The sequence below is a fragment of the Caballeronia cordobensis genome (assembly GCF_001544575.2).
GTDB classification, from domain to species: Bacteria; Pseudomonadota; Gammaproteobacteria; order Burkholderiales; family Burkholderiaceae; genus Caballeronia; species Caballeronia cordobensis.
Map to the genome: position 1 here is coordinate 1 of NZ_FCNY02000025.1, position 24,003 is coordinate 24,003.

19 protein-coding genes, 4 tRNA genes and 1 rRNA gene are annotated in these 24,003 nt (G+C 60.4%); all 24 read left to right on the top strand.

Annotated features, from left to right (window positions below; all coding sequences use genetic code 11):
* A 5S ribosomal RNA gene (gene rrf / locus AWB70_RS32280) occupies positions 1–106 on the top strand; the annotation flags it as partial.
* A 148-nt stretch (positions 107–254) separates the two neighbouring features.
* Positions 255–340: transfer RNA gene (locus AWB70_RS32285), tRNA-Tyr, on the top strand.
* A gap of 31 nt (positions 341–371) precedes the next feature.
* A tRNA-Gly gene (locus AWB70_RS32290) sits at positions 372–445 on the top strand.
* Between the two features lie 16 nt (positions 446–461).
* Positions 462–536: transfer RNA gene (locus tag AWB70_RS32295), tRNA-Thr, on the top strand.
* 62 nt (positions 537–598) lie between these two features.
* Positions 599–1,789, top strand: a complete 1,191-nt coding sequence (gene tuf, locus AWB70_RS32300; RefSeq protein WP_014192481.1) for an elongation factor Tu — start codon at positions 599–601, stop codon at positions 1,787–1,789.
* A 67-nt stretch (positions 1,790–1,856) separates the two neighbouring features.
* Positions 1,857–1,932, top strand: a tRNA-Trp gene (locus tag AWB70_RS32305).
* Positions 1,933–1,969: 37 nt separating this feature from the next.
* On the top strand, positions 1,970–2,350 hold the full coding sequence (gene secE, locus AWB70_RS32310) for a preprotein translocase subunit SecE (RefSeq protein WP_008343790.1): 381 nt from the start codon (positions 1,970–1,972) through the stop codon (positions 2,348–2,350).
* Between the two features lies 1 nt (position 2,351).
* Positions 2,352–2,909 carry a transcription termination/antitermination protein NusG gene (gene nusG, locus AWB70_RS32315; protein ID WP_053568889.1) on the top strand — a complete coding sequence of 186 codons (558 nt, stop codon included), beginning with the start codon at positions 2,352–2,354 and terminating at the stop codon, positions 2,907–2,909.
* Between the two features lie 147 nt (positions 2,910–3,056).
* Positions 3,057–3,488 carry a 50S ribosomal protein L11 gene (rplK, locus tag AWB70_RS32320; RefSeq protein WP_008343796.1) on the top strand — a complete coding sequence of 144 codons (432 nt, stop codon included), beginning with the start codon at positions 3,057–3,059 and terminating at the stop codon, positions 3,486–3,488.
* Entirely contained in the window at positions 3,489–4,187 is a 699-nt protein-coding gene (gene rplA, locus AWB70_RS32325) for a 50S ribosomal protein L1 (protein WP_053568888.1), read from the top strand.
* A 303-nt stretch (positions 4,188–4,490) separates the two neighbouring features.
* Positions 4,491–4,988, top strand: coding sequence for a 50S ribosomal protein L10 (gene rplJ / locus AWB70_RS32330; protein WP_014192487.1), 498 nt, complete (start codon positions 4,491–4,493; stop codon positions 4,986–4,988).
* 83 nt (positions 4,989–5,071) lie between these two features.
* Positions 5,072–5,446 carry a 50S ribosomal protein L7/L12 gene (gene rplL, locus AWB70_RS32335; RefSeq protein WP_014192486.1) on the top strand — a complete coding sequence of 125 codons (375 nt, stop codon included), beginning with the start codon at positions 5,072–5,074 and terminating at the stop codon, positions 5,444–5,446.
* Between the two features lie 368 nt (positions 5,447–5,814).
* Complete coding sequence (gene rpoB / locus AWB70_RS32340; protein WP_014192485.1) at positions 5,815–9,921, top strand: DNA-directed RNA polymerase subunit beta; 4,107 nt, start codon at positions 5,815–5,817, stop codon at positions 9,919–9,921.
* Between the two features lie 21 nt (positions 9,922–9,942).
* Positions 9,943–14,187, top strand: a complete 4,245-nt coding sequence (gene rpoC, locus AWB70_RS32345; protein WP_014192484.1) for a DNA-directed RNA polymerase subunit beta' — start codon at positions 9,943–9,945, stop codon at positions 14,185–14,187.
* A 165-nt stretch (positions 14,188–14,352) separates the two neighbouring features.
* Positions 14,353–16,200 carry a DNA helicase RecQ gene (recQ, locus tag AWB70_RS32350; protein WP_053568887.1) on the top strand — a complete coding sequence of 616 codons (1,848 nt, stop codon included), beginning with the start codon at positions 14,353–14,355 and terminating at the stop codon, positions 16,198–16,200.
* Positions 16,201–16,418: 218 nt separating this feature from the next.
* Positions 16,419–16,799, top strand: a complete 381-nt coding sequence (rpsL, locus tag AWB70_RS32355) for a 30S ribosomal protein S12 (protein ID WP_006998493.1) — start codon at positions 16,419–16,421, stop codon at positions 16,797–16,799.
* 184 nt (positions 16,800–16,983) lie between these two features.
* Positions 16,984–17,454, top strand: coding sequence for a 30S ribosomal protein S7 (gene rpsG, locus AWB70_RS32360; RefSeq protein WP_008343817.1), 471 nt, complete (start codon positions 16,984–16,986; stop codon positions 17,452–17,454).
* A 119-nt stretch (positions 17,455–17,573) separates the two neighbouring features.
* Entirely contained in the window at positions 17,574–19,676 is a 2,103-nt protein-coding gene (gene fusA, locus AWB70_RS32365) for an elongation factor G (protein ID WP_014192482.1), read from the top strand.
* A 54-nt stretch (positions 19,677–19,730) separates the two neighbouring features.
* A complete protein-coding gene (tuf, locus tag AWB70_RS32370) occupies positions 19,731–20,921 on the top strand; it encodes an elongation factor Tu (RefSeq protein WP_014192481.1) in 1,191 nt (396 codons plus the stop codon).
* A 133-nt stretch (positions 20,922–21,054) separates the two neighbouring features.
* Complete coding sequence (gene rpsJ / locus AWB70_RS32375; RefSeq protein WP_006998489.1) at positions 21,055–21,366, top strand: 30S ribosomal protein S10; 312 nt, start codon at positions 21,055–21,057, stop codon at positions 21,364–21,366.
* A gap of 208 nt (positions 21,367–21,574) precedes the next feature.
* On the top strand, positions 21,575–22,234 hold the full coding sequence (gene rplC / locus AWB70_RS32380; RefSeq protein ID WP_014192480.1) for a 50S ribosomal protein L3: 660 nt from the start codon (positions 21,575–21,577) through the stop codon (positions 22,232–22,234).
* On the top strand, positions 22,234–22,854 hold the full coding sequence (rplD, locus tag AWB70_RS32385; protein WP_008343845.1) for a 50S ribosomal protein L4: 621 nt from the start codon (positions 22,234–22,236) through the stop codon (positions 22,852–22,854). Before rplC ends, rplD begins: the two co-directional genes overlap by 1 nt.
* Positions 22,851–23,165 carry a 50S ribosomal protein L23 gene (rplW, locus tag AWB70_RS32390; RefSeq protein ID WP_008343846.1) on the top strand — a complete coding sequence of 105 codons (315 nt, stop codon included), beginning with the start codon at positions 22,851–22,853 and terminating at the stop codon, positions 23,163–23,165. Before rplD ends, rplW begins: the two co-directional genes overlap by 4 nt.
* A gap of 2 nt (positions 23,166–23,167) precedes the next feature.
* Positions 23,168–23,995, top strand: a complete 828-nt coding sequence (gene rplB / locus AWB70_RS32395) for a 50S ribosomal protein L2 (protein ID WP_014192479.1) — start codon at positions 23,168–23,170, stop codon at positions 23,993–23,995.
* Positions 23,996–24,003: the final 8 nt, after the last annotated feature.

Sequence of the window (24,003 nt, forward strand, 5' to 3'; positions counted from 1 at the left end):
CCATAGCGAGTCGGTACCACCCCTTCCCATCCCGAACAGGACCGTGAAACGACTCCACGCCGATGATAGTGCGGATCACCCGTGTGAAAGTAGGTAATCGTCAGGCTCCTCTCTATGAGATGCAAAAGCCCCGTCTGATCTTCAGATGGGGCTTTTTGCATTTCTCTCACTATAGGTGAGAGCCTCGGTTGCCTCGGGTCGCAAGAAACGCTTGACAGCGGCGTGTTGTTACCCCATAATCGATAGTTCTCTGCGGAGGGGTGCCCGAGTGGCTAAAGGGGGCAGACTGTAAATCTGTTGGCTTACGCCTACGTTGGTTCGAATCCAACCTCCTCCACCAGAATTTAAGCGGTAAGGGAATCCAACACCTCGCGGGTGTAGCTCAATGGTAGAGCAGAAGCCTTCCAAGCTTATGACGAGGGTTCGATTCCCTTCACCCGCTCCAGTGCCGGTTTTGTAGTGCCCATGTGGCTCAGTGGTAGAGCACTCCCTTGGTAAGGGAGAGGTCGGCAGTTCGATCCTGCCCATGGGCACCAGTTGTATCAGTCTAGTAAGTTGCGCGCGGCGCAAGGTGCGAAAATCCTGTTAGGAGTCGAAAATGGCCAAAGGTAAATTCGAGCGGACCAAGCCGCACGTGAACGTGGGCACGATCGGTCACGTTGACCACGGCAAGACCACGCTGACGGCAGCAATCACGACGGTGCTGACCAAGAAGTTCGGCGGCGAAGCCAAGGCGTACGACCAGATCGACGCGGCGCCGGAAGAAAAGGCGCGTGGTATCACCATCAACACCGCGCACGTCGAGTACGAAACGGCAAACCGCCACTACGCACACGTCGACTGCCCGGGCCACGCCGACTACGTGAAGAACATGATCACGGGCGCAGCGCAGATGGACGGCGCAATCCTGGTGTGCTCGGCCGCTGACGGCCCGATGCCGCAAACGCGTGAGCACATCCTGCTGGCCCGTCAGGTCGGCGTGCCCTACATCATCGTGTTCCTGAACAAGTGCGACATGGTGGACGACGCCGAGCTGCTCGAACTCGTCGAAATGGAAGTGCGTGAGCTTCTGTCGAAGTACGACTTCCCGGGCGACGACACCCCGATCATCAAGGGTTCGGCGAAGCTGGCGCTGGAAGGCGACACGGGCGAGCTGGGCGAAGTGGCGATCATGAACCTGGCCGACGCACTGGACACGTACATCCCGACGCCGGAACGCGCTGTTGACGGTTCGTTCCTGATGCCGGTGGAAGACGTGTTCTCGATCTCGGGTCGCGGCACGGTGGTGACGGGTCGTATCGAGCGTGGTCTGGTGAAGGTCGGCGAGGAAATCGAAATCGTCGGTATCAAGCCGACGGTGAAGACGACCTGCACGGGCGTGGAAATGTTCCGCAAGCTGCTGGACCAAGGTCAAGCGGGCGACAACGTCGGTATCCTGCTGCGCGGCACGAAGCGTGAAGACGTGGAGCGCGGCCAGGTTCTGGCCAAGCCGGGTTCGATCACGCCGCACACGCACTTCACGGCTGAAGTGTACGTGCTGAGCAAGGACGAAGGCGGCCGTCACACGCCGTTCTTCAACAACTACCGTCCGCAGTTCTACTTCCGTACGACGGACGTGACGGGCTCGATCGAGCTGCCGAAGGACAAGGAAATGGTGATGCCGGGCGACAACGTGTCGATCACGGTGAAGCTGATCGCCCCGATCGCCATGGAAGAAGGTCTGCGCTTCGCAATCCGCGAAGGCGGCCGTACCGTCGGCGCCGGTGTCGTTGCGAAGATTATCGAGTAAGAGCCAGACATCTTCTCGGTAGTTTGAGGTTTCGGGGTCGGCGAAGTCCGTCGACCCCAAATGGTTTAGGGGTATAGCTCAACTGGCAGAGCGTCGGTCTCCAAAACCGAAGGTTGGGGGTTCGATTCCCTCTGCCCCTGCCAAAATTCTTGCGCCAAGTGGCGCTGTGTTTAAGGTGTTATGGCGAATCCTTCCGTCGAAACTGTTAATACTTCCGGCGACAAGTTGATGTTGGTAGCGGGCGTATTGTTGGTCTTGGCCGGGTTCGTTGGATTCTTCTGGCTCTCTGGCCAAGAATGGTACGTCCGCGGCGCAGCGCTTGCTGTTGGTGTCATCGCGGGTGTCGCAGTCGGTCTTCTCTCCGCGCCGGGCAAAGGTTTCATTGCTTTTGCTAAAGACTCATACAAAGAAGTCCGCAAGGTTGTCTGGCCGACTCGCAAAGAGGCCACGCAAACGACCCTGGTGGTCTTCGCGTTTGTTTTGATCATGGCCATTTTTCTTTGGCTTAGCGATAAGTCAATCGAATGGGTGATTTTCTCGGCGATTCTGGGTTGGAAATGATATGAGCGATACTCCGACCACCCCGAGTGGAAAGCGTTGGTACGTGGTGCACGCCTACTCCGGTATGGAGAAGAGCGTGCAACGTGCGCTTCAGGAGCGCATCGAACGCGCAGGCATGCAAGATCAATTCGGTCAGATTCTCGTGCCGACCGAAGAAGTGGTTGAAGTGAAGGGTGGTCACAAATCGGTCACCGAGCGTCGTTTCTTCCCGGGCTACGTCCTGGTCGAAATGGAAATGACGGACGAGACGTGGCACTTGGTCAAAAACACGGCCAAAGTGACCGGTTTCGTCGGTGGTGCACGTAATCGCCCGAGTCCCATCTCGCCGCGTGAAGTCGAAAAGATCATGTCGCAGATGCAGGAAGGCGTCGAGAAGCCGCGGCCGAAGACGCTTTTCGAGGTGGGCGAGATGGTCCGCGTGAAGGAAGGCCCGTTCACCGACTTCAACGGCAACGTAGAAGAGGTGAATTACGAGAAGTCCCGAGTTCGCGTCTCCGTCACGATCTTCGGGCGTTCGACGCCGGTCGAACTCGAGTTCGGTCAGGTCGAGAAGCTTTAAACGAATACATCGCGCGTGGCTTTCGAGTCATCGCGCGATTCGCGCTTACGGTCCGCGTCATGACCGTTGAGGAGCGTCAGTAGCCGGCAACGTCGAACGCGCGCTACCACTCACCGAACGCTCACGCGTTCAGCAGAGGTTTTCAACATGGCAAAGAAAATCATCGGCTTTATCAAGCTGCAGATTCCTGCAGGTAAAGCCAACCCGTCGCCGCCGGTTGGTCCGGCACTGGGCCAGCGTGGCCTGAACATCATGGAGTTCTGCAAGGCGTTCAACGCGCAGACTCAGGGCATGGAGCCGGGGTTGCCGGTGCCGGTCGTCATTACGGCATTCGCGGACAAGAGCTTCACGTTCATCATGAAGACGCCGCCGGCTACCGTTCTGATCAAGAAGGCAGCCGCAGTGCAAAAGGGTTCGAGCAAGCCGCATACCGATAAGGTCGGCAACATCACCCGCGCTCAAGCGGAAGAAATCGCGAAGACCAAGATGCCGGATCTCACGGCAGCCGACCTGGATGCAGCCGTGCGTACGATCGCCGGCAGCGCGCGTTCGATGGGCATCACTGTGGAGGGCGTGTAAATGGCTAAGGTTTCTAAGCGCCTTCAGGCATTCGCGGCCAAGGTCGATCGCCAAAAGCTGTACGCGATCGAAGACGCACTGACTCTCGTGAAGGAATGCGCGAGCGCGAAGTTCGACGAGTCGATCGACGTGGCAGTGCAACTCGGCATCGACGCGAAGAAGTCGGATCAAGTGGTTCGCGGTTCGGTCGTTCTGCCGGCAGGCACGGGCAAGTCGGTTCGCGTGGCCGTGTTCGCGCAAGGCGACAAGGCTGAACAAGCTCGCGCTGCTGGTGCGGACGTGGTCGGTATGGAAGACCTGGCCGAGCAAGTCAAGGCCGGCAATCTGAACTTCGACGTCGTGATCGCGTCGCCGGACACGATGCGTGTCGTCGGTACGTTGGGTCAGATCCTCGGCCCGCGCGGCCTGATGCCGAACCCGAAGGTCGGTACCGTTACGCCGGACGTCGCGCAAGCAGTGAAGAACGCGAAGGCCGGTCAGGTGCAGTTCCGCGTCGACAAAGCGGGTATCATCCACGGCACGATCGGTCGTGCGTCGTTCGAGTCGGCATCGCTGCGCCAGAATCTGGCCGCGCTGATCGATGCGCTGCAAAAGGCGAAGCCGGCGACGAGCAAGGGCGTGTACCTGCGCAAGATCGCTGTGTCGAGCACGATGGGTGTCGGCGTTCGCGTGGACCAATCCACGCTCGCGCAACAGTAAGCATTCAGGGCGCGGTCGAAAGATCGCGCTACTAAAAGGGCTTTGGGCGGTTGCGAGATTGCAGTTCGGTCGAGCAACCGGTTGTCAAAGACCGTTGGTGGTAGTGCAGCAGGCAGGCGCTGCCTTAATTCAAGCCAACGCAGATGGCGAACCCGAAACAGTTTTGTAGTGGTTGAAGTCGGTTGTCGAGCGTCGTGAGACGGTTCACCAATCGATCGAGATACTCCTAACAGTCGGACGCCGTTGTTGAACGTGGTGCACAAGGGTTTGTGGCCCGAATGCATCGAATCTGGAGGTTTAACCGTGCCACTGAACAAAGAAGATAAGCAGGCAGTCGTCGCTGAAGTCGCCGCGCAAGTCGCGAAGGCTCAGACGATGGTGCTCGCTGAGTATCGTGGGATCACGGTTGGCGATCTGACCAAGCTGCGCGCGAAAGCGCGTGAGCAACAGGTGTATCTGCGCGTGTTGAAGAACACGCTGGCGCGTCGCGCCGTCGAAGGTACGCCGTTCGCTCCGCTGGCTGAGCAGATGACCGGTCCTCTGATCTACGGCATCTCGGAAGATGCCATTGCCGCTGCCAAGGTCGTCAACGACTTCGGTAAGGGCAATGACAAGTTGATCATCAAGGCTGGTTCCTACGAAGGCAAAGTGATGGACAAGGCAGGCGTGCAAGCGCTGGCCAACATCCCGAGCCGCGAAGAACTGCTCTCCAAGCTGCTGTTCGTCATGCAAGCACCTGTTTCCGGCTTCGCGCGTGCTCTGGCCGCGCTGGCTGAAAAGAAGCAGAGCGAAGCTGCGTAACGATCGCGCTTGGGCGCTAGTCGCTTAACGTAGGCAAAGCCAGATCGCTAGCTCGATCCGAATTCAATCTAGGAGTATTTCACATGGCAATCGCAAAAGAAGACATCCTCGAAGCCGTTGGCTCGATGTCCGTTCTGGAACTGAACGAGCTGGTCAAGGCGTTCGAAGAGAAGTTCGGCGTGTCGGCTGCTGCTGTTGCAGTCGCCGGCCCGGCCGGCGGCGGCGCTGCAGCTGCTGTCGAAGAGCAAACGGAATTCACCGTGAACCTGCTCGAAGCAGGCGCGAACAAGGTTTCCGTGATTAAGGCTGTTCGTGAACTGACGGGTCTTGGCCTGAAGGAAGCGAAGGACCTGGTCGACGGCGCACCGAAGCCCATCAAGGAAGCGGTGCCCAAGGCTGCTGCTGAAGAAGCCAAGAAGAAGCTGGAAGACGCTGGCGCGAAGGCTGAAATCAAGTAAGTCGCGTTGCGCTATGCGAAGGCTGGCGGTTTTTCACCGCCGGCCTTTTTGTGCTTTGTGGGGATGCAGTTTTGATGCTTGCGAGCAAGCATAAACGTCCCTGCAGAAGCCAAAGAGAACGGTCGTATCGGTATGAATTTCCGGCAGTTCTCTTTGTCTTCTGAAGCGACTGCAGAAGGCAAGTTTGGTCGGGTAGCGGGAAACACAGGCATCCGCTGCCGTCAGCCAGCGGTTGGTAGCGGCCAACCACCAAGCTTCTAGACTCGCGCGTCCTCCCCGGACACGTGCGCGGGTCTCAGTCGGTGAACACCGGGTCGTGACATCGAGGTATCCCGCCTCGGTAACGCCCGCCGTGATTCGGAGATCGTATGCAATATTCCTTCACCGAGAAGAAGCGTATTCGCAAGAGTTTCGCGAAGCGCCCCATCGTTCACCAAGTTCCCTTCTTGCTGGCGACCCAGCTTGAATCATTCCAGACGTTTCTGCAAGCAGACACGTCTTCTTCGCAGCGCAAGGCAGAAGGCTTGCAGGCTGCGTTCAGCTCAGTTTTCCCGATTGTCTCGCACAACGGCTTCGCGCGGCTCGAGTTCGTCAGCTACATGCTGTCGCCGCCCGCGTTCAACATCAAGGAATGTCAGCAGCGTGGCCTGACGTACTGCTCGGCGCTGCGCGCGAAAGTGCGTCTGGTTCTGCTCGACAAGGAATCGCCGAGCAAGCCGGTCGTCAAGGAAGTGAAGGAACAGGAAGTGTACATGGGCGAAATTCCGCTCATGACGCCGACGGGTTCGTTCGTCATCAACGGCACCGAGCGCGTGATCGTGTCGCAGCTGCACCGTTCGCCTGGCGTGTTCTTCGAGCACGACAAGGGCAAGACGCACAGCTCGGGCAAGCTGCTGTTCTCGGCGCGCATCATCCCTTACCGTGGTTCGTGGCTCGATTTCGAGTTCGATCCGAAGGACGTCCTGTACTTCCGCGTCGACCGTCGTCGCAAGATGCCGGTCACGATTCTGCTGAAGGCCATCGGCATGACGCCGGAGCAGATCCTCGCGAACTTCTTCGTGTTCGACAACTTCGGCCTGATGAGCGAAGGCGCGCAGATGGAATTCGTTCCGGAGCGTCTGCGCGGTGAAGTCGCGCGCTTTGACATCCAGGACCGCGATGGCAATGTCATCGTGACGAAGGACAAGCGCATCAACGCGAAGCACATTCGCGACCTCGAAAACGCCAAGACGAAGTTCATCTCGGTGCCCGAGGAATACCTGCTCGGCCGCGTGCTGGCGAAGAACGTGATCGATCCGGAAACGGGCGAAGTGATCGCGAACGCCAACGAGGAAATCACCGAAACGGTTCTCGAAAAGCTGCGCGAGGCGAAGGTCAAGGACATCCAGACGCTGTACACGAACGATCTGGATCAGGGTCCGTACATCTCGTCGACGCTGCGTATCGACGAAACCGCCGACAAGATGGCCGCGCGCATCGCGATCTATCGCATGATGCGTCCGGGCGAGCCGCCGACCGAAGAAGCGGTCGAGGCCCTGTTCAACCGTCTGTTCTACAGCGAAGACGCGTACGACCTGTCGAAGGTCGGCCGTATGAAGTTCAACCGCCGCGTGGGTCGCGATGAAATCATCGGACCGATGACGCTGCAGGACGACGACATCCTCGCGACCATCAAGATCCTCGTCGAGCTGCGCAACGGCAAGGGCGAAGTGGACGATATCGATCACCTCGGCAATCGTCGCGTGCGTTGCGTCGGCGAACTCGCGGAGAATCAGTTCCGCGCTGGTCTCGTGCGTGTCGAGCGCGCGGTGAAGGAACGCCTCGGCCAGGCCGAAAGCGAAAACCTGATGCCGCACGACCTGATCAACTCGAAGCCGATTTCGTCGGCGATCCGCGAGTTCTTCGGTTCGTCGCAGCTTTCGCAGTTCATGGACCAGACCAACCCGCTGTCGGAAATCACGCACAAGCGTCGCGTGTCCGCACTGGGCCCGGGCGGTCTGACGCGCGAACGCGCGGGCTTCGAAGTCCGCGACGTGCATCCGACGCACTATGGCCGCGTGTGCCCGATCGAAACGCCGGAAGGTCCGAACATCGGTCTGATCAACTCGCTCGCGCTCTACGCGCACCTGAACGAATACGGCTTCCTCGAAACGCCGTACCGCAAGGTCGTGGACAGCAAGGTGACCGACCAGATCGACTATCTGTCGGCGATCGAAGAAGGCCGCTATGTGATCGCGCAGGCGAACGCGGCGGTGGCCGAAGACGGCACGCTGACCGACGAACTCGTGTCGTCGCGTGAAGCGGGCGAAACGCTGATGGTCACGCCGGACCGCATCCAGTACATGGACGTGGCGCCGTCGCAGATCGTGTCGGTGGCCGCATCGCTGATCCCGTTCCTCGAACACGACGATGCGAACCGCGCGTTGATGGGCTCGAACATGCAGCGTCAGGCCGTGCCTTGCCTGCGTCCGGAAAAGCCGGTCGTCGGTACGGGCATCGAGCGCACGGTTGCGGTCGACTCGGGCACGACGGTTCAGGCGCTGCGTGGCGGTGTCGTGGATTACGTCGACGCGGGCCGTATCGTGATTCGCGTGAACGACGACGAAGCCGTGGCCGGCGATGTCGGCGTGGACATCTACAACCTGATCAAGTACACGCGTTCGAACCAGAACACGAACATCAACCAGCGTCCGATCGCGAAGGTCGGCGACAAGGTCGCTCGTGGCGACGTGCTGGCTGACGGCGCATCGACCGATCTGGGCGAACTCGCGCTCGGCCAGAACATGCTGGTCGCGTTCATGCCGTGGAACGGCTACAACTTCGAAGACTCGATCCTGATCTCGGAGAAGGTCGTTGCGGACGATCGCTACACGTCGATCCACATCGAAGAACTGAATGTCGTTGCGCGCGACACGAAGCTCGGACCGGAAGAAATCACGCGCGATATTTCGAACCTCGCGGAAGTGCAGCTCGGCCGTCTGGACGAGTCGGGCATCGTGTACATCGGCGCGGAAGTCGAAGCGGGCGACGTGCTCGTCGGCAAGGTTACGCCGAAGGGCGAAACCCAGCTCACGCCGGAAGAAAAGCTGCTGCGCGCGATCTTCGGCGAGAAGGCATCGGACGTGAAGGACACGTCGCTGCGCGTGCCGTCGGGCATGAGCGGCACGGTCATCGACGTGCAAGTGTTCACGCGCGAAGGCATCACGCGTGACAAGCGCGCGCAACAGATCATCGACGATGAACTGAAGCGCTATCGCCTCGACTTGAACGACCAGCTGCGCATCGTGGAAGGCGACGCGTTCTCGCGTCTCGCACGTATGCTGAACGGCAAGGTCGCGAACGGCGGTCCGAAGAAGCTCGCGAAGGGCACGGCAATCGACCTCGCGTACCTCGAAGATCTCGACCACTACCACTGGTTCGACATCCGCCTCGCGGACGAAGAAGCAGCGGCACAGCTGGAAGCGATCAAGGATTCGATCGAGCAGAAGCGTCACCAGTTCGACCTCGCGTTCGAAGAGAAGCGCAAGAAGCTCACGCAGGGCGACGAGCTGCCGCCGGGCGTGCTGAAGATGGTCAAGGTGTATCTCGCGGTCAAGCGTCGTCTGCAGCCTGGCGACAAGATGGCGGGCCGTCACGGCAACAAGGGTGTCGTGTCGAAGATCGTGCCGATCGAAGACATGCCGTACATGGCCGATGGCCGTCCGGCCGACGTCGTGCTCAACCCGCTCGGCGTGCCGTCGCGGATGAACGTGGGTCAGATTCTCGAAGTGCATCTGGGCTGGGCCGCGAAGGGTCTCGGCTGGCGTATCGGCGAAATGCTGCAGCGTCAGACGAAGATCGAAGAACTGCGCATGTTCCTGACGCAGATCTACAACGAGTCGGGCCGCAAGGAAGAGCTGGACAGCTTCTCCGACGACGAAATCCTCGAACTCGCGAAGAATCTGCGCGAAGGCGTGCCGTTCGCCACGCCGGTGTTCGACGGTGCGACCGAAGAGGAAATGGGCCGCGCGCTGGATCTGGCGTACCCGGACGATATCGCGACGAACCTCGGCATGAACCCCTCGAAGAATCAGGTTCAACTGCACGATGGCCGCACGGGCGAACCGTTCGAGCGCAAGGTCACGGTCGGCTACATGCACTACCTGAAGCTGCACCACTTGGTCGACGACAAGATGCACGCGCGTTCGACCGGCCCGTACTCGCTCGTCACGCAGCAGCCGCTGGGTGGTAAGGCGCAGTTCGGCGGCCAGCGCTTCGGCGAGATGGAAGTGTGGGCGCTGGAAGCGTACGGCGCATCGTATGTGCTGCAAGAAATGCTGACGGTCAAGTCGGACGACGTCACCGGCCGGACGAAGGTGTATGAGAACCTCGTCAAGGGCGATCACGTCATCGACGCGGGCATGCCGGAATCCTTCAACGTGTTGGTGAAGGAAATCCGCTCGCTCGGTATTGATATCGATCTGGACCGCAACTAATCGGACTACGGAGAGAAAGCAATGAAAGCTCTGCTCGATCTATTCAAGCAAGTCCAACAAGAAGAAGTTTTTGATGCGATCAAGATCGGCCTCGCGTCGCCCGACAAGATTCGCTCTTGGTCGTTCGGCGAAGTGAAGAAGCCGGAGACCATCAACTACCGCACGTTCAAGCCGGAGCGGGATGGTCTGTTCTGCGCGAAGATTTTTGGTCCGATCAAGGACTACGAATGCCTTTGCGGCAAGTACAAGCGCCTGAAGCATCGTGGCGTGATCTGCGAAAAGTGCGGCGTCGAAGTGACGCTGGCGAAGGTGCGTCGTGAGCGGATGGGTCACATCGAGCTCGCGTCGCCGGTCGCGCACATCTGGTTCCTGAAGTCGCTGCCGTCGCGTCTGGGCATGGTGCTCGACATGACGCTGCGCGACATCGAGCGCGTGCTGTACTTCGAAGCCTATGTGGTCATCGATCCGGGCATGACGCCGCTGAAAGCGCGGCAGATCATGACGGAAGAGGATTACTACAACAAGGTCGAAGAGTACGGTGACGAATTCCGTGCCGAAATGGGCGCGGAAGGCGTGCGCGAGTTGCTGCGCGCGATCAACATCGACGAACAGGTCGAGATGCTGCGCACCGAACTCAAGAACACCGGTTCGGAAGCGAAGATCAAGAAGTACGCCAAGCGCCTGAAGGTGCTCGAGGCCTTCCAGCGTTCGGGCATCAAGCCGGACTGGATGGTGCTCGAAGTGCTGCCGGTGCTGCCGCCGGAACTGCGTCCGCTCGTGCCGCTGGACGGCGGCCGTTTCGCGACGTCGGACCTGAACGACCTGTATCGCCGCGTGATCAACCGTAACAACCGGTTGAAGCGTCTGCTCGAACTGAAGGCGCCTGAAATCATCGTCCGCAACGAAAAGCGGATGCTGCAGGAAGCCGTCGATTCGCTGCTCGACAACGGCCGTCGCGGCAAGGCGATGACTGGCGCGAACAAGCGTCCGCTGAAGTCGCTCGCTGACATGATCAAGGGTAAGGGCGGCCGTTTCCGTCAGAACCTGTTGGGTAAGCGCGTCGACTACTCGGGCCGTTCGGTGATCGTGGTCGGCCCGACGCTCAAGCTGCATCAGTGCGGTCTGCCGAAGCTGATGGCGCTCGAACTGTTCAAGCCGTTCATCTTCAACAAGCTGGAAGTGATGGGCGTCGCGACGACCATCAAGGCGGCGAAGAAGGAAGTCGAGAACCAGACGCCGGTCGTGTGGGACATTCTCGAAGAAGTCATTCGCGAACATCCGGTCATGCTGAACCGCGCGCCGACGCTGCACCGTCTCGGCATTCAGGCTTTCGAGCCGGTGCTGATCGAAGGTAAGGCGATTCAGCTGCACCCGCTCGTCTGCGCGGCGTTCAACGCCGACTTCGACGGCGACCAGATGGCCGTTCACGTGCCGCTGTCGCTCGAAGCGCAGATGGAAGCGCGCACGCTGATGCTGGCGTCGAACAACGTCCTGTTCCCGGCCAACGGCGATCCGTCGATCGTGCCGTCGCAGGATATCGTGCTGGGCCTGTACTACGCATCGCGTGAAGCGATCAACGGCAAGGGCGAAGGCATGACGTTCACGGGCGTGTCGGAAGTCATCCGCGCGTACGAGAACAAGGAAGTCGAGCTGGCTTCGCGCGTCAACGTGCGTATTACCGAAATGGTGGCGAACGAAGACCAGAGCGAAGGCGCGCCGAAGTTCGTGCCGAAGATCTCGCTGTACGCGACGACCGTCGGCCGTTCGATCCTGTCGGAGATTCTGCCGCCGGGCCTGCCGTTCACGGTGCTGAACAAGCCGCTGAAGAAGAAGCAGATTTCGCAGCTGATCAACACGGCGTTCCGCAAGTGCGGTCTGCGCGAAACGGTGATCTTCGCCGACCAGCTGATGCAGATGGGTTTCCGTCTCGCCACGCGCGCCGGCATCTCGATCTGCGTGGACGACATGCTCGTGCCGCCGCAGAAAGAGACGATCGTCGGCGACGCCGCGAAGAAGGTGAAGGAGTACGACCGTCAGTACATGTCGGGTCTCGTCACCGCGCAGGAACGCTACAACAACGTGGTCGACATCTGGTCGGCGACGTCGGAAGCGGTCGGCAAGGCGATGATGGAGCAGCTCGCAACCGAACCGGTCGTCGACCGCGACGGTAACGAGACGAAGCAGGAATCGTTCAACTCCATCTACATGATGGCCGACTCGGGCGCTCGCGGTTCCGCGGTGCAGATTCGTCAGCTGGCCGGTATGCGCGGCCTGATGGCGAAGCCGGACGGTTCGATTATCGAAACGCCGATTACCGCGAACTTCCGCGAAGGCCTGAACGTGTTGCAGTACTTCATCTCGACGCACGGCGCTCGTAAGGGTCTGGCGGATACGGCGTTGAAGACCGCGAACTCGGGTTACCTGACGCGTCGTCTCGTCGACGTGACGCAGGATCTGGTCGTCGTCGAAGATGATTGCGGCACGTCGAACGGCGTGGCGATGAAGGCGCTGGTCGAAGGCGGTGAAGTCGTCGAAGCGCTGCGTGACCGTATTCTCGGTCGCGTCGCGGTGGCAGACGTCGTCAATCCGGAAACGCAGGAAACGCTGTACGCGTCAGGCGATCTGCTCGACGAAGACGCGGTGGAACGGATCGAAGCACTCGGCATCGACGAAGTGCGCGTGCGCACGCCGCTGACCTGCGAAACGCGTTATGGCCTGTGCGCCGCGTGCTACGGCCGCGATCTCGGCCGCGGTTCGCGCGTGAACGTCGGTGAGGCAGTCGGCGTGATCGCTGCTCAGTCGATCGGTGAGCCGGGCACGCAGCTGACGATGCGTACGTTCCACATCGGTGGTGCGGCATCGCGTGCGGCAGTTGCTTCGACGGTGGAAGCGAAGTCGAACGGTACCGTGCGCTTCACGGCCACGATGCGTTACGTCACCAACGCGAAGGGCGAGCAGGTCGTCATCTCGCGTTCGGGCGAAGCGATCATCGCGGACGACTTCGGTCGCGAACGTGAGCGTCACAAAGTGCCGTACGGCGCGACGCTGCTGCAACTCGACGGCGCGCAGATCAAGGCCGGTGCGCAACTGGCGCAATGGGATCCGCTGACGCGTCCGATCATCACCGAGTGGGGCGGTACGGTGAAGTTCGAAAACGTCGAGGAAGGCGTGACGGTCGCCAAGCAGATCGACGACGTGACCGGTCTTTCGACGCTCGTCGTGATCGATGCGAAGCGTCGTGGTTCGCAAGCCGGCAAGAGCGTGCGTCCGCAGGTGAAGCTGCTCGACGCGAACGGCGAGGAAGTGAAGATCCCGAACACCGAGCATTCGGTGCAGATCGGCTTCCAGGTCGGCGCACTGATCACCGTGAAGGATGGTCAGCAAGTGCAGGTCGGTGAAGTGCTGGCACGTATCCCGGTTGAAGCGCAGAAGACGCGTGACATTACCGGCGGTCTGCCGCGCGTGGCCGAACTGTTCGAAGCGCGCTCGCCGAAGGACGCGGGTATTCTCGCGGAAGTCACGGGCACGACGTCGTTCGGTAAGGACACGAAGGGCAAGCAGCGTCTCGTTATCACGGACCTCGAAGGCAATCAGCACGAGTTCCTGATCGCGAAGGAAAAGCAGGTGCTGGTGCACGATGGTCAGGTCGTCAACAAGGGCGAAATGATCGTGGACGGCCCGGCCGATCCGCACGACATCCTGCGTCTGCAGGGTATCGAGGCGCTGTCGCGCTACATCGTGGACGAAGTGCAGGACGTGTACCGTCTGCAGGGCGTGAAGATCAACGACAAGCACATTGAAGTCATCGTGCGTCAGATGTTGCGTCGTGTGCAGATCGTCGATAACGGCGATACGCGCTTCATTCCTGGCGAGCAGGTCGAGCGTTCGGACATGCTGGACGAGAACGACAGCATGACCGCGGACGACAAACGCCCGGCGACGTACGAAAACGTGCTGCTCGGTATTACGAAGGCATCGCTCTCGACCGATTCGTTCATCTCGGCGGCGTCGTTCCAGGAAACGACTCGCGTGCTGACCGAAGCGGCGATCATGGGCAAGCGCGACGATCTGCGTGGCCTGAAGGAAAACGTGATCGTCGGCCGTCTGATTCCGGCCGGTACGGGTCTCGCGTTCCACAAGGCGCGCAAGGCGAAGGAATCGTCGGATCGCGAACGCTTCGACCAGATCGCTGCCGAAGAGGCATTCGATTTCGGTACGCCGGAAACCCCGGCAGCGGAGCAGCAGCAGCCGCACACCAACGAGTAAGCGTTCTTCGCTCGTAGCAGCATCGAACCGCTCAGCTTCGGCTGGGCGGTTTTTTTTCGCCTCTACGTTTCTCCGCCGCCCTCGTCCGAATGGCTAACGCCGTTTCTGCGCGGCAATGCGTTGGTAGAATTCGTTATCTCCCACGTCGCAGTGCGCGCTTTCTCCATGTCCCGGTCGCTCGAAATACTCAACGAAATCTTCGGCTATCCCGCGTTTCGCGGACAACAGGCGGAGATCGTCGAGCACGTCGCGGGCGGCGGCGATTCGCTCGTTCTCATGCCCACGGGCGGCGGCAAGTCACTCTGCTATCAGATACCGTCGCTCGTGCGGCGCGAGGCGGGGCTTGGCGCGGGGATCGTCGTTTCGCCGCTGATCGCGCTGATGCAGGATCAGGTCGCCGCACTGACGGAGGTCGGCGTGCGCGCCGCGTATCTCAATTCGACGCTCTCTGGCGCCGAAGCCGCCGCAACCGAACGCGCGTTGCGCAATGGCGAAATCGATCTGCTGTACGTCGCGCCCGAGCGGCTGATGACGCCGCGCTTCCTGGATCTGCTCGACAGCTCGCCGGTCGGGCTCTTCGCGATCGACGAAGCGCATTGCGTGTCCCAATGGGGGCACGATTTCCGCCCTGAATACATTCAGCTTTCGGTGCTGCACGAGCGCTTTCCGAACGTGCCGCGCATCGCCCTCACGGCGACCGCGGATGCGATCACCCGCGATGAAATCGTGCATCGCTTGGCGCTCGACGATGCGCGCATCTTCGTTTCGAGCTTCGACCGGCCGAATATCCGCTATCGAATCGTCGAGAAAGACAACGCGCGCTCGCAGTTGCTCGATTTCATCCGCGCGGAACATACGAACAAGGACGGCACGACCGATGCGGGCGTCGTCTATTGTCTGTCGCGCCGCAAGGTCGAGGAGACCGCGGACTGGCTGAAGGGGCAGGGCGTTCGCGCGCTGCCTTATCACGCGGGCATGGAATTCGAGACGCGCCAGAAGCACCAGGAAATGTTCCAGCGCGAGGAAGGCATCGTCATGTGCGCGACGATCGCATTCGGCATGGGCATCGACAAGCCGGATGTGCGCTTCGTCGCGCATCTGGATTTGCCAAAGAGCGTCGAGGGCTACTATCAGGAAACCGGGCGCGCGGGCCGTGACGGTCTGCCGGCGAACGCGTGGATGGCCTATGGACTGGGCGACGTCGTTCAGCAGCGTAAGATGATCGACGAGTCCGAAGCGGACGACGCGCACAAGCGCGTGCAGACTGGCAAGCTCGATGCGTTGCTCGGCCTGTGTGAAGTCGCGTCATGCCGCCGCGTGCGCCTGCTCGCGTACTTCGGCGAGACCAGCACACCGTGCGGCAATTGCGATACGTGTCTGGAGCCGCCCGCTTCCTTCGATGCCACGCGCGAGGCGCAGATGGCGCTGTCGTGCGTCTATCGTGCGCAAAGGGCGAGCGGATTCCATTTTGGCGCGGGTCATCTCATCGATATTCTTCGCGGCACGCGCAGCGAAAAAGTGCTGCAACGCGGCCACGAAAAGATTTCTACCTTCGGTGTCGGCGCGGCGCTGTCCGAACCCGAATGGCGTGCGGTGTTTCGGCAACTCGTCGCGTTCGGCTTTCTCGCGGTCGATCACGAGGGCTTCGGCTCGCTCGTGCTGACCGACGCCAGCAAGCCGGTGCTCAAAGGCGAAGAGCGCGTGACGCTGCGCAAGTACGTGAAGCCTACGCGGGCCCGGTCGTCGTCGAGCCGCACGGGCGAACGCGCCGATCCGACCGCGGGCATGTCGTCGCGCGAGAAGTCCCGCTGGGAGCGGCTTCGCGCCTGGCGTGCCGAAACCGCGAAAAGCGACGGCGTGCCGGCGTACGTCATTTTCCACGATGCCACCCTTGCGGAAATCGCGCGAAGCGATCCCGATACCATCGACGATCTGCGTCATATTCCGGGTATCGGCGTGCGCAAGCTCGAACGCTTCGGCGACGAATTACTCGATGTCGTCGGGTCGGACTGACGCCGCGCGGCGAAAACTCGTCGAAATCGTCGCAACGTATTGACCCGATTGCGATTTTCGGAATATCATGCTTGGTTCTCGTTCTTGGTCCGCCTTCGGACCCGGCCTAGCGTCGGGCACGGAAAGCGAAATTCATCGGCGAGAATCGTCAAACGCGCAGTTCTTTTCGCTTTGCCCGAGAGATCTGCGTGGATTTTGTTCAATTTCAGGAATAAACGATGCCAACCATCAATCAACTGGTTCGCAAAGGCCGCGCGTCGGAAACGACGAAGAGCAAGTCGCCGGCCCTGCAGGACTGCCCGCAGCGTCGCGGCGTGTGCACCCGCGTGTACACGACGACGCCGAAGAAGCCGAACTCGGCACTCCGTAAGGTCGCCAAGGTTCGCCTGACGAACGGCTTCGAAGTCATTTCGTACATCGGTGGTGAAGGCCACAACCTGCAAGAACACTCGGTCGTGCTGATTCGCGGCGGCCGTGTGAAGGACTTGCCGGGTGTGCGTTACCACATGGTTCGCGGCTCGCTGGATACGCAAGGCGTCAAGGACCGTAAGCAAGCTCGCTCGAAGTACGGTGCGAAGCGTGCCAAGGCTGGCAAGTAAGCTGCCAGTTCGCTGTAGAAGAATCAGGTCGCCGCAAGGCGGTTAAGGCGGTGGTGCCGGAAATGCCGGTGTCATCGAGTAAGTGGTCACCCGGCCAAGCTGGTTTAGTCGAATAGATGTGGATCGGGTTAGTTGGTGGCCGCGGAGCGGAAGACGCTCCAACTGAAAAAGCAAAGGAAGAATCATGCCGCGTCGTCGCGAAGTCCCCAAGCGGGAAGTGTTGCCGGATCCGAAATTCGGCAACGTAGATGTAGCCAAGTTCATGAACGTGCTGATGCTCTCCGGCAAGAAGTCGGTTGCCGAGCGTATCGTGTACGGCGCTTTTGAACAGATCCAGACCAAGGGTGGCAAGGACCCGCTGGAAGTGTTCACGGTTGCGCTCAACAACGTGAAGCCGGTGGTCGAAGTGAAGAGCCGTCGCGTTGGTGGTGCCAACTATCAGGTTCCGGTCGAAGTGCGTCCGTCGCGTCGTATGGCATTGGCGATGCGTTGGTTGCGTGAAGCCGCGAAGAAGCGCAGCGAAAAGTCGATGGCCCTGCGTCTCGCAGGTGAACTGCAGGAAGCGGCGGAAGGCCGTGGTGGCGCAATGAAGAAGCGCGACGAAGTTCACCGCATGGCAGAAGCCAACAAGGCATTCTCGCACTTCCGTTTCTAAGCTCCCGCTCACCGGGCAAACGGAAAATCAGGGCGGGTGCGCTAGTTTTGGCGCCTCGCCCGTTTGTGTTAGGGCGCGGCCGGCAGTTCGCCGGCGCGTCGACCGAAAAAGGATCCAAAGTGGCTCGCAAGACACCTATCGAGCGCTACCGCAATATCGGTATCAGCGCTCACATCGACGCCGGCAAAACGACGACGACCGAGCGCATCCTGTTCTACACGGGCGTGAACCACAAGATTGGTGAAGTTCACGACGGCGCAGCAACGATGGACTGGATGGAGCAGGAGCAGGAGCGCGGCATCACCATCACGTCGGCTGCTACCACGGCGTTCTGGAAGGGCATGGGCGGCAACTATCCCGAGCACCGCATCAACATCATCGACACACCGGGACACGTGGACTTCACGATCGAAGTGGAGCGCTCGATGCGCGTCCTCGACGGCGCGTGCATGGTCTACTGTGCAGTGGGCGGCGTGCAGCCGCAGTCGGAAACGGTGTGGCGCCAGGCGAACAAGTACAAGGTTCCCCGTCTCGCGTTCGTCAACAAGATGGACCGTACCGGCGCGAACTTCTTCAAGGTCTACGACCAACTGAAGAACCGCCTGAAGGCGAACCCGGTTCCGGTCGTGGTGCCGATCGGCGCGGAAGAAAACTTCAAGGGCGTCGTCGATCTCCTGAAGATGAAAGCGATCATTTGGGACGAAGCGTCGCAAGGCACGAAGTTCGACTACGTCGACATCCCGGCTGAACTCGTCGATACGTGCAACGAGTGGCGCGAAAAGATGATCGAGTCGGCTGCCGAAGCCAGCGAAGAGCTGATGGAAAAGTACCTCGGCGGCGAAGAGCTGAGCGAAGCGGAAATCGTCAAGGCGATCCGCGACCGGACCATCGCGTGCGAAATCCAGCCGATGCTGTGCGGCACCGCGTTCAAGAACAAGGGCGTGCAGCGCATGCTCGACGCCGTGATCGACTTCCTGCCGTCGCCGGTCGACATTCCCCCGGTTACGGGTGAACTCGAAAGCGGCGAGAAGGGTGAGCGTCGTGCATCCGACGACGAAAAGTTCGCGGCGCTCGCGTTCAAGATCATGACCGACCCGTTCGTCGGTCAGCTGATCTTCTTCCGCGTGTACTCGGGCATCGTCAATTCCGGCGACACCATCCTGAATGCGACCAAGGACAAGAAGGAGCGTCTGGGCCGTATTCTGCAGATGCACGCGAACCAGCGCGAAGAAATCAAGGAAGTGCGCGCGGGTGACATCGCTGCAGCCGTTGGCCTGAAGGAAGCAACCACGGGCGACACGCTGTGCGATCCGCAAAGCCCGATCGTGCTCGAACGCATGATTTTCCCGGAGCCGGTTATCTCGCAGGCCGTTGAGCCGAAGACGAAGCCCGACCAGGAAAAGATGGGTCTGGCGCTGAACCGTCTCGCACAGGAAGATCCGTCGTTCCGCGTTCAGACCGACGAAGAATCGGGCCAGACCATTATTTCGGGCATGGGCGAGCTCCACCTGGAAATTCTGGTGGACCGTATGAAGCGCGAGTTCGGCGTGGAGGCAACTGTCGGCAAGCCGCAGGTTGCTTACCGCGAAACGATCCGCGGTACGGCTGCGGACGTTGACGGCAAGTTCGTCAAGCAGTCGGGCGGTCGCGGCCAGTACGGTCACGCGGTCATCACGCTCGAGCCGAACGAGCAGGGCAAGGGTTACGAGTTCCTGGACGAAATCAAGGGCGGCGTGATCCCGCGCGAGTACATCCCGGCAGTGGACAAGGGTATCCAGGAAACGTTGAAGTCGGGCGTGCTGGCTGGCTTCCCGGTCGTCGACGTGAAGGTTCACCTGACGTTCGGTTCGTACCACGACGTGGACTCGAACGAAAATGCGTTCCGTATGGCCGGCTCGATGGCCTTCAAGGAAGCAATGCGCAAGGCAAGCCCGGTCATCCTCGAACCGATGATGGCTGTGGAAGTCGAAACGCCTGAAGACTATATGGGCAACGTGATGGGCGATCTGTCCAGCCGTCGCGGTATCGTCCAGGGCATGGAAGACATGATCGGCGGTGGCAAGATCGTCCGTGCGGAAGTTCCGCTGTCGGAAATGTTCGGCTACTCGACGTCGCTGCGTTCGGCCACGCAAGGCCGTGCAACGTACACGATGGAGTTCAAGCACTACGCTGAAGCTCCGCGTAACGTCGCCGAGGCGATCATCAACGCCAAGGGCAAGTAATTCGGCGCAAGCCACAAGCTTTAACCGATAACCAAACTTTGAAAGAAGGTAATCATGGCAAAAGGTAAATTCGAGCGGACCAAGCCGCACGTGAACGTGGGCACGATCGGTCACGTTGACCACGGCAAGACCACGCTGACGGCAGCAATCACGACGGTGCTGACCAAGAAGTTCGGCGGCGAAGCCAAGGCGTACGACCAGATCGACGCGGCGCCGGAAGAAAAGGCGCGTGGTATCACCATCAACACCGCGCACGTCGAGTACGAAACGGCTAACCGCCACTACGCACACGTCGACTGCCCGGGCCACGCCGACTACGTGAAGAACATGATCACGGGCGCAGCGCAGATGGACGGCGCAATCCTGGTGTGCTCGGCCGCTGACGGCCCGATGCCGCAAACGCGTGAGCACATCCTGCTGGCCCGTCAGGTCGGCGTGCCCTACATCATCGTGTTCCTGAACAAGTGCGACATGGTGGACGACGCCGAGCTGCTCGAACTCGTCGAAATGGAAGTGCGTGAGCTTCTGTCGAAGTACGACTTCCCGGGCGACGACACCCCGATCATCAAGGGTTCGGCGAAGCTGGCGCTGGAAGGCGACACGGGCGAGCTGGGCGAAGTGGCGATCATGAACCTGGCCGACGCACTGGACACGTACATCCCGACGCCGGAACGCGCTGTTGACGGTTCGTTCCTGATGCCGGTGGAAGACGTGTTCTCGATCTCGGGTCGCGGCACGGTGGTGACGGGTCGTATCGAGCGTGGTCTGGTGAAGGTCGGCGAGGAAATCGAAATCGTCGGTATCAAGCCGACGGTGAAGACGACCTGCACGGGCGTGGAAATGTTCCGCAAGCTGCTGGACCAAGGTCAAGCGGGCGACAACGTCGGTATCCTGCTGCGCGGCACGAAGCGTGAAGACGTGGAGCGCGGCCAGGTTCTGGCCAAGCCGGGTTCGATCACGCCGCACACGCACTTCACGGCTGAAGTGTACGTGCTGAGCAAGGACGAAGGCGGCCGTCACACGCCGTTCTTCAACAACTACCGTCCGCAGTTCTACTTCCGTACGACGGACGTGACGGGCTCGATCGAGCTGCCGAAGGACAAGGAAATGGTGATGCCGGGCGACAACGTGTCGATCACGGTGAAGCTGATTGCCCCGATCGCTATGGAAGAAGGTCTGCGCTTCGCAATTCGCGAAGGCGGCCGTACCGTCGGCGCCGGTGTCGTTGCGAAGATTATCGAGTAAAATCTCGGATTCGCTCGATCTGAAGTAGCAGTACCCGACCGGGTTCGGGCGTGCGCTCTCCGCAAGCGCCCGAACCCACGCTCTTTTGCCCAATCGGCGGTGCAAGACCGCCTCGCTCTTTTAAGGAATCGTCATGCAGAACCAGAAAATCCGTATTCGTCTGAAGGCTTTCGACTATCGCCTGATCGATCAATCGGCAGCCGAGATCGTCGATACGGCGAAGCGGACTGGCGCGATCGTCCGTGGCCCGGTGCCGCTGCCGACGCGTATTCAGCGTTTCGACATCCTGCGTTCGCCGCACGTCAACAAGACGTCGCGCGACCAGCTCGAAATCCGTACGCATCAGCGCCTGATGGACATCGTCGATCCGACGGACAAGACCGTCGACGCGCTGATGAAGCTCGACCTGCCGGCTGGCGTGGACGTCGAGATCAAGCTGCAGTAAGTCCCAAAAGCTCCGCTGGCGGCAACAAAACCGGCAGATGGAGCTAAGTCTTTGATTGCTTGCATGATTCGAAAAGCCTTGTTATACTCCAAGGCTTTTCGCGCCTATGCGCACGAAAAAGACGCAAGAAAGCCGACCCAGTCTCCCGTGACGCAGCCGGCATTTGTAAATCAGCCCCGACCAATCGCAGTTGGGAATGGAGAAAACGATGAGCCTTGGACTCGTAGGTCGCAAGGTTGGCATGACCCGTATCTTCACGCCTGAGGGGGATTCGATCCCCGTCACCGTGCTGGACGTGTCGGACAACCGCGTGACGCAGATCAAGACCGTTGAAACGGATGGTTATACCGCCGTTCAGGTTGCATTCGGCGCCCGCCGCGCATCGCGCGTGACGAAGCCGTTGGCGGGTCACCTCGCCAAAGCCGGCGTTCAAGCCGGTGAAATCCTCAAGGAATTCCATATCGATACGGCCAAGGCAGGTGAACTGTCGAACGGCGCTGTCATCGGTACGGACATTTTCGAAGTCGGCCAGAAGGTTGATGTGCAAGGCACGTCGATCGGTAAGGGCTACGCCGGTACCATCAAGCGCTACAACTTCGCTTCGGGCCGCGCATCGCACGGTAACTCGCGTTCGCACAACGTTCCGGGTTCGATCGGTATGGCGCAGGATCCGGGTCGTGTTTTCCCGGGTAAGCGCATGACGGGTCACCTCGGCGATGACACCGTTACGGTTCAAAACCTCGAAATCGCCCGCATCGACGCTGAGCGCAATCTGCTGCTCGTCCGCGGTGCTGTTCCGGGTGCGAAGGGCGGCAAGGTCTTCGTGACCCCGGCCGTCAAGACGCGTGCTGTGAAAGGAGCGAAATAATGGAACTTAAGCTCCTGAATGCCAATGGTCAGGAAGGCGCTGGCGTGAACGCATCGGACGTCGTGTTCGGTCGCGATTACAACGAAGCCCTGATTCACCAGGTCGTCGTCGCCTATCAGGCGAATGCACGCAGCGGCAACCGCGCTCAGAAGGATCGCGAGCAGGTCAAGCACACCACCAAGAAGCCGTGGCGTCAGAAGGGTACGGGCCGCGCTCGTGCCGGTATGTCGTCGAGCCCGTTGTGGCGTGGCGGTGGTCGCATTTTCCCGAATTCGCCGGAAGAAAACTTCTCGCACAAGGTCAACAAGAAGATGCATCGCGCGGGTCTCCGCTCGATCTTCTCGCAGTTGGCTCGCGAAGGCCGTATCGCTGTTGTCGAAGACTTCGTGCTCGAAGCTCCGAAGACCAAGCTGCTGGCCGAAAAATTCAAGGCAATGGGCCTCGACTCCGTGTTGGTGATCACCGATACGGTCGACGAGAACCTGTACCTCGCGTCGCGCAACCTGGCCCACGTGGCGGTTGTCGAGCCGCGTTACGCCGACCCGCTCTCGCTGATCTACTTCAAGAAAGTGCTGATCACGAAGGCTGCGGTTGCTCAGATCGAGGAGTTGCTGTCATGAGCGAAATCCGCAAAAACGATCATCGTTTGATGCAAGTTCTGCTCGCGCCGGTGATCTCCGAAAAGGCGACGCTGGTTGCCGACAAGAACGAACAAGTCGTGTTCGAAGTCGCACCGGACGCCACGAAGCAGGAAGTCAAGGCTGCTGTCGAGCTGCTGTTCAAGGTCGAAGTCAATTCCGTCAACGTGCTCGTCACGAAGGGCAAGGCAAAGCGCTTTGGCCGCTTCAACGGCAAGCGCAAGGACGTGAAGAAGGCGTACGTCTGCCTGAAGCCCGGCCAGGAAATCAACTTTGAAGCGGAGGCCAAGTAATCATGGCAATCGTGAAAGTTAAGCCGACCTCGCCGGGTCGCCGCGCGATGGTCAAGATCGTCAACAAGGATCTGCACAAGGGCAAGCCGCACGCAGCGCTGCTCGACACGCAATCCAAGTCGGCGGGCCGTAACAACAACGGCCGTATCACCACGCGTCACCAAGGTGGCGGTCACAAGCAGCACTATCGTATCGTCGATTTCCGTCGCAACAAGGACGGCATTCCGGCAAAGGTCGAGCGTCTCGAGTACGACCCGAACCGTAGCGCGAACATCGCGCTGGTTCTGTACGCAGACGGCGAGCGCCGCTACATCATCGCGCCGAAGGGCGTGACGGTCGGCACGCAGCTCATGTCCGGTTCGGAAGCGCCGATCCGCGCGGGTAACACCCTGCCGATCCGCAATATCCCGGTTGGTACGACGATCCACTGCATCGAAATGCTGCCGGGCAAGGGCGCGCAAATGGCGCGTTCGGCTGGTACGTCCGCCATGCTGCTGGCTCGCGAAGGCGTCTACGCTCAAGTGCGTCTGCGCTCGGGCGAAATCCGCCGCGTGCACGTCGAGTGCCGCGCGACGATCGGCGAAGTGGGTAACGAAGAGCATAGCCTCCGTCAAATCGGTAAGGCTGGCGCGAACCGCTGGCGCGGTATCCGTCCGACGGTGCGCGGCGTTGCAATGAACCCGGTCGATCACCCGCACGGCGGTGGTGAAGGTAAGACGGCAGCAGGTCGCGATCCGGTGAGCCCGTGGGGCACGCCGACGAAGGGCTATCGCACCCGCAGCAACAAGCGCACGACGACCATGATCGTCCAGCGCCGTCACAAGCGTTAAGGAGTAGG

What these genes read in the sequence shown, in the direction of transcription:
- tuf (WP_014192481.1), top strand. Translation starts at nt 599, where the DNA reads ATGGCCAAAGGTAAATTCGAGCGGACCAAGCCGCACGTGAACGTGGGC.
- secE (WP_008343790.1), top strand. Translation starts at nt 1,970, where the DNA reads ATGGCGAATCCTTCCGTCGAAACTGTTAATACTTCCGGCGACAAGTTG.
- nusG (WP_053568889.1), top strand. Translation starts at nt 2,352, where the DNA reads ATGAGCGATACTCCGACCACCCCGAGTGGAAAGCGTTGGTACGTGGTG.
- rplK (WP_008343796.1), top strand. Translation starts at nt 3,057, where the DNA reads ATGGCAAAGAAAATCATCGGCTTTATCAAGCTGCAGATTCCTGCAGGT.
- rplA (WP_053568888.1), top strand. Translation starts at nt 3,489, where the DNA reads ATGGCTAAGGTTTCTAAGCGCCTTCAGGCATTCGCGGCCAAGGTCGAT.
- rplL (WP_014192486.1), top strand. Translation starts at nt 5,072, where the DNA reads ATGGCAATCGCAAAAGAAGACATCCTCGAAGCCGTTGGCTCGATGTCC.
- rpoB (WP_014192485.1), top strand. Translation starts at nt 5,815, where the DNA reads ATGCAATATTCCTTCACCGAGAAGAAGCGTATTCGCAAGAGTTTCGCG.
- rpoC (WP_014192484.1), top strand. Translation starts at nt 9,943, where the DNA reads ATGAAAGCTCTGCTCGATCTATTCAAGCAAGTCCAACAAGAAGAAGTT.
- recQ (WP_053568887.1), top strand. Translation starts at nt 14,353, where the DNA reads ATGTCCCGGTCGCTCGAAATACTCAACGAAATCTTCGGCTATCCCGCG.
- rpsL (WP_006998493.1), top strand. Translation starts at nt 16,419, where the DNA reads ATGCCAACCATCAATCAACTGGTTCGCAAAGGCCGCGCGTCGGAAACG.
- rpsG (WP_008343817.1), top strand. Translation starts at nt 16,984, where the DNA reads ATGCCGCGTCGTCGCGAAGTCCCCAAGCGGGAAGTGTTGCCGGATCCG.
- tuf (WP_014192481.1), top strand. Translation starts at nt 19,731, where the DNA reads ATGGCAAAAGGTAAATTCGAGCGGACCAAGCCGCACGTGAACGTGGGC.
- rpsJ (WP_006998489.1), top strand. Translation starts at nt 21,055, where the DNA reads ATGCAGAACCAGAAAATCCGTATTCGTCTGAAGGCTTTCGACTATCGC.
- rplC (WP_014192480.1), top strand. Translation starts at nt 21,575, where the DNA reads ATGAGCCTTGGACTCGTAGGTCGCAAGGTTGGCATGACCCGTATCTTC.
- rplD (WP_008343845.1), top strand. Translation starts at nt 22,234, where the DNA reads ATGGAACTTAAGCTCCTGAATGCCAATGGTCAGGAAGGCGCTGGCGTG.
- rplW (WP_008343846.1), top strand. Translation starts at nt 22,851, where the DNA reads ATGAGCGAAATCCGCAAAAACGATCATCGTTTGATGCAAGTTCTGCTC.
- rplB (WP_014192479.1), top strand. Translation starts at nt 23,168, where the DNA reads ATGGCAATCGTGAAAGTTAAGCCGACCTCGCCGGGTCGCCGCGCGATG.